Source organism: Acinetobacter sp. UBA3025, from assembly GCF_002367915.1.
Classification (GTDB): Bacteria; Pseudomonadota; Gammaproteobacteria; order Pseudomonadales; family Moraxellaceae; genus Acinetobacter.
Genome location: NZ_DFDO01000143.1, coordinates 26,166 through 32,798, shown reverse-complemented (window position 1 = coordinate 32,798; position 6,633 = coordinate 26,166). Strand labels below are relative to the sequence as shown.

Genomic DNA, 6,633 nt, shown 5'->3' with positions numbered 1-6,633 from the left:
GTTATTACAATTTCTAACAGCAGGGATCGCTTCCCTGCTTTTTATTTGTCCTAAGATAGAAATATAACAATCATAATCAGGAGGGACTTATGCAAGCACGGATTTCTGTGATTACCCTCGGTGTGCTCGATCTGGAAGCTTCACTACGCTTTTACCGTGATGGACTGGGTTTTCCCAGTGAAGGAATTATGGGTGAAGAGTTTGAATATGGCGCGGTGGCTTTTATTCAATTACAACCTGGTCTTAAGCTTGCCTTATGGCCACAGCGTAGTATCCAGCAAGATACCGGTCTGGAGCCAAGCCCAATCTGTCCGACGCAAATGACTCTGGGGCATAATGTCTATAGTCCCTTAGAAGTCGACCAGGCAATGGCACAGGCTGAACGTGCCGGCGCTAAAATTATTAAACCTGCACACACGACTTTTTATGGCGGATATGCAGGTTATTTTCAGGATCCCAATGGTCATCTCTGGGAAATTGTCTGGAATCCGGACTTAGATAAAGCTGAATTAGACAAAGATTAAACTGGCACTTCAGGCTCGCGGGTATGTCGATCTACCACTACACTAATCATCATATCACCCTGTACATTCACTACTGTACGTACGGTATCCAGTAGACGGTCAATCGGAAGTAAAATCGCAATGGCTTCTGCCGGCAAACCGACTGATTGCAGCACCATGATCATGGTGACCATGCCAGCGCTTGGAATGCCTGGTGCACCTAGGGACGCAATCATTGCCGTGGCACAAACCACCAGCTGCTGACCTAAGGTTAAATCCAGCCCCATCAGATTGGCAATAAACAAAGCTGCTGCAGCTTCATAAAGTGCCGTTCCATCCATATTCAGCTGCGTGCCAAGAGGAATAACAAAACCGGCTGTTTGCGGACGTACGCCCAGGTTCTCCTGCGCGCATTTTAAAGAAATCGGCATGGTTGCCGAACTGGAGCTGGTGGCAAAGGCAGTAATTAATGCACTACGGGTGCCTTTAAAAAAGGTCAGCGGATTCATTTTTCCGAAGATCCATAGCAATAACGGCAACACCACTATTCCGTGGAAAATTGTAGTGCCTGTCACCACTGCCGCAAACTCGGCCAGACGGCTCAGTACCGAAATGTCCTCAGTGGCAATTAACTTGGCGAGTAGTGCAAAAATCCCAATCGGTGCCAGTTTCATGATCCAGCCAATCATTAACATCATGATGTCAAAAAACTGGTGACTCAGCTTACGCACAGTACGAAAGCTGTCTCCACCTGCAACCAGCGCCACACCGATAAACAGAGCAAAAATTACCACGGCTAGGACATTACCGTCAGCAAAGGCCTTAAAAGGATTGATCAGGGTATTCTGAATAAAATTAGTAAAGAAAGACGACGGCGTTAAAGCATCAGGCGTTTGATGCTGAGCCATGGCATCCTGAAACATCACCACATCTACGCCTCTCCCCACATTAAACAGATGTGCACAGGTCAGTCCTAGAATCAATGCCAATGAGGTGGTGGTCACGCAGCACAATAGGGTGATTTTCCAAGTCCGACTCAGCTGTCCCCCCGCCTGCAGATTAGAGACCCCAACCACGATTGAGGTAAAAATCAGGGGAATCAAAATCATTTTCAGCAGGCCAATAAAAAGGCTGCTGGCAATTCCAATCCCGTACAGGCCGACATCAAAAAATGTGCTTTGCGGAAATAAAGTCAGTAAAAATCCAAACAGTACCCCCAATACGGCGGCAATTAAAATCTGCGTATTTAAGCTCATTTCACATGCATTTTTAATATTGATCTTAAGGGCACTATGCCATGCAAGTGCTGGAGAATCGAGTAATTTTTTATAAAGAGCCGTGCTTAAAAATGTATAAAGCCGGATCTGGGATCCGGCTTTATTTAAATTAAAAGTATGCTTTACTGGGTTTCAATTTCACGTAAACGGATCAGGCCTTCTTGTGTAGTACTGCAGACCAGCTCACCATTTTGCCACATGCGGCCAAAGTTCAGACCACGTGAACTGGCACTTTGAGTAGCATCCATGTCGTATAACATCCATTCATCTACCCGGAACGGTTTATGAAAATACATGGCATGGTCAATACTGGCACATTGCAAGCTTGGAGACAGATAACTCAAACCATGCGGACGTAGCGCCGTGGTCATTAAAGTAAAGTCTGAATAGAAAGCTGCAATCGCCTGATGCAGGGAAATCTCATCCACTTCTGCAGCAATCTTTCCATGAGTACGAATATAGTGCGCATAATTTGGCGCTTCCGGTTGCGGCTGGAATGGATTCACTGGCATTACAGGGCGAATTTCGACATGACGGTCACGCATGAAAGAAGCACGCACATTTTCCGGAATAAATTCAATAATCTGCCGGGTGAGCTCTGCTTCATTTTTCAGGCTTTCTGCTGGTGGATACTCAGGTTCTGAAATCTGATAGTTCAGACCTTCTTCCTGATGCGCAAAGGAAACCATACACATGAAAATGGTACGGCCATGCTGAATGCCACGAACCTGACGGCTGACAAAGCTTTTTCCATCACGGATACGATCCACTTCATAAATGATCGGTGCATTGACATCGCCACCAAACAGGAAATAGGCATGCAATGAATGTGCAGGACGATCTGTGGTATAAGATGCAGCTCGCAGGGCCTGTCCCAGAACCTGCCCACCAAATACGCGCTTGCCTACCAGATTACGGCTAATTCCCCGGAAAATATTTTCTTCTAACTTTTCTAAACTGAGCAGCTCGACCAGTTCCTGTGTTAAGGCATTCATAAGCAACCTGTGTGATATTGGCAAGATCCAAAAGTGTAGAAATAAATCTATACAATTTATTCTGAATATTCTGCCATAAAATCCAAGCAATCTTCTAAAGATTGATTGACTGTTCTGTCAACTGGTCTTGTAACTTACTAGGAAAAACATCTGCTTTCGCGCTAAAATCGAACCACTTCGATTGAATTTGTCAGAAAATGACATATTGTTTGTTTTTATAATCAATCAAAATAAATTCCCTCAGAAATTCTGTAGTTTTGGTCAGTAAAATTAGGAGTAACTATGTCCAAGAGTGGCTTTGGTCAAATGTATCGCAAGCTTTCAAGTAAGCTACTTGATCTTGTGGTCACCCCGCATGTTCTTGGGGAAGTACCAAGTGAAGTGACAACTCCTACTGCTGACCAGACTCCGGCAGCACAGCAGAAAATTGTCTGCTATATCTTGCAGAATCATTCACGCAGTAATGCGCTGGTAGTTGATGCAGAAACTCGCCGTTTAAATATGCCACCTGCGCTCGATCCTCTACAGATTGGTGACAGCAAGGAAAAGGCTTCAGTGCTGTTCCTGCAGTACCATGATGAGAATAATCTGCTTAGCTCACCACCACATGCTTTTCCTCCACGCCTGTTACGCCTGATTGAAGTCCTAGAAAAAAATCCCGAACTGGATGTGGAACTGGTACCGGTGACTGTACTTTGGGGTCGTGATCCTGAAAAAGAAGATTCTTGGTTCAAGCTTTTATTTACCGATACTTGGTCTACGCCAAGCCGGGTCAAACAGCTGGTCAATATCGGTCTGCATGGTCGCCAGTCTTATCTGGAGTTTCATGAGCCACAATCTTTGCGCGCCCTCATGGAATTTGCCAAAGAAACTTATCCAAATTCAGCGCCAGCGACCTATATTGTCAGCCGTCTGAATGACTATTTGGATGCACAGCGTGAAGTGATCCTCGGCCCTGACCTGTCAGACCGCCGTAATGTGATGCATGGCCTGATTAAATCTCCGGATGTACAGGCGGCTATTCGTAATGAAAGCATCCGCAGCAAAATCAGTATGCTGGAAGCAGAACGTCGTGCGATTGGCTATCTGAATGAAATTGTATCGGACTACTCTCACTCTACCGTACGTTTCGCCGATAAAGCCCTGACCCGTTTATGGACCCAGCTCTATGACGGCGTGGAAGTACATAATTTCAGTACCGTGCGTGAACTGGCCAAAGATTATGAAATTGTCTATACGCCATGTCACCGCAGTCATATCGACTATTTATTATTGTCTTATGTGATTTATCGTCGTGGTCTGATGGTGCCTTATATTGCGGCAGGCGATAACCTGAACATGCCATTTGTGGGTCAGATCTTACGGGGTGGTGGTGCTTTCTTTATCCGTCGTACCTTCCGCGGTAATGCACTCTATACCACCGTATTTAAAGAATATCTGTATAGCGTGCTGTCGCGTAATACTCCACTGGAATACTTTATCGAAGGTGGCCGTTCACGTACTGGTCGTCTGCTGCCACCAAAAACCGGCATGCTGGCGATGACCGTACATGGTCATTTACGTGGCAAAGCTAAGCCAATTGTCTTTGTTCCGACTTATATCGGCTATGAACGCCTGATGGAAGGTGGTACTTATGTCGGTGAGATGAATGGCAAGCCGAAAGAAGCAGAATCTATTTTTGGCATCCTGAAAACCTTGCGCAAAATTGAACGTATTTTTGGCAAGGTCCATCTGAATTTCGGTGAACCGGTATTTCTGGATGACATCCTGAAACAGCATGGTGCAGAACATATCAAAATTGAAAAGAATGATGATCCGATTCCGCAGCCAGTATCCGACGCAGTCAACAGTTCTGCCCAAGCCATTCTGGAAAATATCAACCGTGCAGTCGTGGTGAATCCGGTTTCACTGCTGTCACTTATTTTATTGGCAACACCGAAACATACGCTGGACGAAGAAATCTGTATCAAGCAGCTGGATACCTACCGTAATCTGCTGGTGGCTTTACCTTATGATGAGCGTATGCAAATTACCTCACTTTCAGGTAAAGAGATTATTGCCTATGCAATGAAGCTCAAGCTGATTAAACGGGTGAAACACGTTCTGGGCGATATCATTGCCATTGAAGATAATCAGGCCGTATTGCTGACTTATTTCCGTAATAACATCGTGCATAGCTTTGTATTGCCGTCCCTGATTGCGGCACTGGTAGAACACAATGGCATGATTCGCCGTGAAGATGCGATCAATGCCAGCAGTACGCTTTATCCATTCCTGAAAGCTGAGCTATTCCTGAAATGGAAAGAAGACGAAATTCAGCAACATGTTGATGCTTATATCGATGCTTTACTTGCAACCAATCTGATCAGTGCAGATGGTGAAAATCTGGTAGCGCCAGCACCGAATACTGAAGCGCATCACCAGCTTGAAGTTCTGGCTGCTCCAGTGACCCAAAGTCTGGAACGCTATTACATGACACTGGCTTTGATCACCCAGCGTGGCCCAGGCAATATTTCAACCCGTCAGGTGGAAGAGCTGAGTCATCTGGTGGGGCAACGTCTTTCTGTACTGTATGAATTCAACTCGCCAGAATTCTTTGACAAGGCCTTGTTCCAAAGCTTTATCAAAGTTCTGACGCAAAAAGGCTATATTTGTACCAACGAAGACAATGCCATTGTCTATGATGAGCAGCTGACCAATGTTGCGCAGTATGCAGATCTGGTACTGGATGAAGTGAAGCTGCAAATGCTGCATCACATCACCTCCTTTACCGATGAAGAGTTGAAAGAAGCACTAGATGCGGTTGCGGCTGAACAAGCCAAGAAACGTGCGAAACGCAAGAAAAAGTAAAGTTTACTTAAAGAAAAAGAGAGGTTTTGGCCTCTCTTTTTTTGCTTTAGAATTAATAAAAATGATAAATATTCCCTCTCCTTTTAGGAAATGAGCAGCACTGCTGCGCAAGGGAGAGGTGATTTTAAAAAAACCCTCCTCCTAACCTCCTCCCAGAGGGAGGAGGAACTTCCAAATTTATAAATCAGTCTTATTCATCAACTCTAAATAATCCTGAAAACAATCCTGATGCTCTAACTCAAAGCCTATCTTTTCCATTCTTGTGGCATACAGCTTTTTACCCGTCACCCTGTCACTTTCCACTTTCAATATAAATAAACCCATCTGCTGCTGAAACCATTGCAAGACTTCATGCAAAAGTTGTGGCTGATTATTGGTCAAAATATATGAAGAATCAGGGTGTTCCACGTGAATCATATGAGCTAGAAAACGTGATAAGTCTTCAATATGAATACGATTCGACCAGTGCAGATTTGGATAACTGGTCATTGAGATTGCCATTTTCTGCATACGTGCCACAGAAGTTCCATAAATTCCACTTGGGCGGATAATGGTACATTGATCAGGATAAGCGGCGAGATACGCCTGCTCCATGTGATACAAAATTTCACCTTGAGCATCATTCGGATGAATTTCAGTTTCATCATCCACACTTTCACCCGCATTCTGCCCATAAACCCGGGTTGATGAAACCACCACCATTCTTTTTACCGGATGGGATTTCAAGGCAGTAATGATTGGCTGAACCGAATCCAGATAAGTGTGCTGATAGGCTTCGACACCCCTCTGTTTTGGGCTGAGTAACACATAGACCCAGTCAATCTGAGCGACTGCACTTAAATCTAGGGTATGCACATCCTGAATCAGATGAGTTGCGAATGAATCTGTTTTGGGACTCTGGCTAATTGTGATAATTTGATGACCTTGCTCAAATAATTGTTTAGCTACCCGCTCGGATGTTTTACCATAACCAATAAATAAAATATGCATTCGACACCGAATCACAGA

At 44.7% G+C, this 6,633-nt stretch carries 5 protein-coding genes; 2 read left to right on the top strand and 3 right to left on the bottom strand.

What is annotated here, in order from left to right:
* Window positions 1-89: 89 nt before the first annotated feature.
* Window positions 90-524, top strand: coding sequence for a VOC family protein (locus B4J23_RS06135; RefSeq protein WP_179992769.1), 435 nt, complete (start codon window positions 90-92; stop codon window positions 522-524).
* On the opposite strand, the gene B4J23_RS06130 is transcribed toward B4J23_RS06135, so the two are convergent.
* Complete coding sequence (locus tag B4J23_RS06130; RefSeq protein ID WP_291359315.1) at window positions 521-1,759, bottom strand: dicarboxylate/amino acid:cation symporter; 1,239 nt, start codon at window positions 1,757-1,759, stop codon at window positions 521-523. The genes B4J23_RS06135 and B4J23_RS06130 overlap by 4 nt on opposite strands.
* A gap of 143 nt (window positions 1,760-1,902) precedes the next feature.
* A complete protein-coding gene (locus B4J23_RS06125; RefSeq protein WP_291359313.1) occupies window positions 1,903-2,775 on the bottom strand; it encodes an acyl-CoA thioesterase in 873 nt (290 codons plus the stop codon).
* A gap of 282 nt (window positions 2,776-3,057) precedes the next feature.
* Here B4J23_RS06125 and plsB point away from each other — a divergent pair, with 282 nt between their 5' ends.
* Window positions 3,058-5,625, top strand: coding sequence for a glycerol-3-phosphate 1-O-acyltransferase PlsB (gene plsB, locus B4J23_RS06120; RefSeq protein WP_291359312.1), 2,568 nt, complete (start codon window positions 3,058-3,060; stop codon window positions 5,623-5,625).
* Between the two features lie 177 nt (window positions 5,626-5,802).
* Here plsB and B4J23_RS06115 read toward each other — a convergent pair whose 3' ends face one another.
* Window positions 5,803-6,615 (bottom strand): NAD-dependent epimerase/dehydratase family protein, encoded by an 813-nt coding sequence (locus B4J23_RS06115; protein ID WP_291359311.1) that lies wholly within the window; start codon window positions 6,613-6,615, stop codon window positions 5,803-5,805.
* Between the last annotated feature and the right edge of the window lie 18 nt (window positions 6,616-6,633).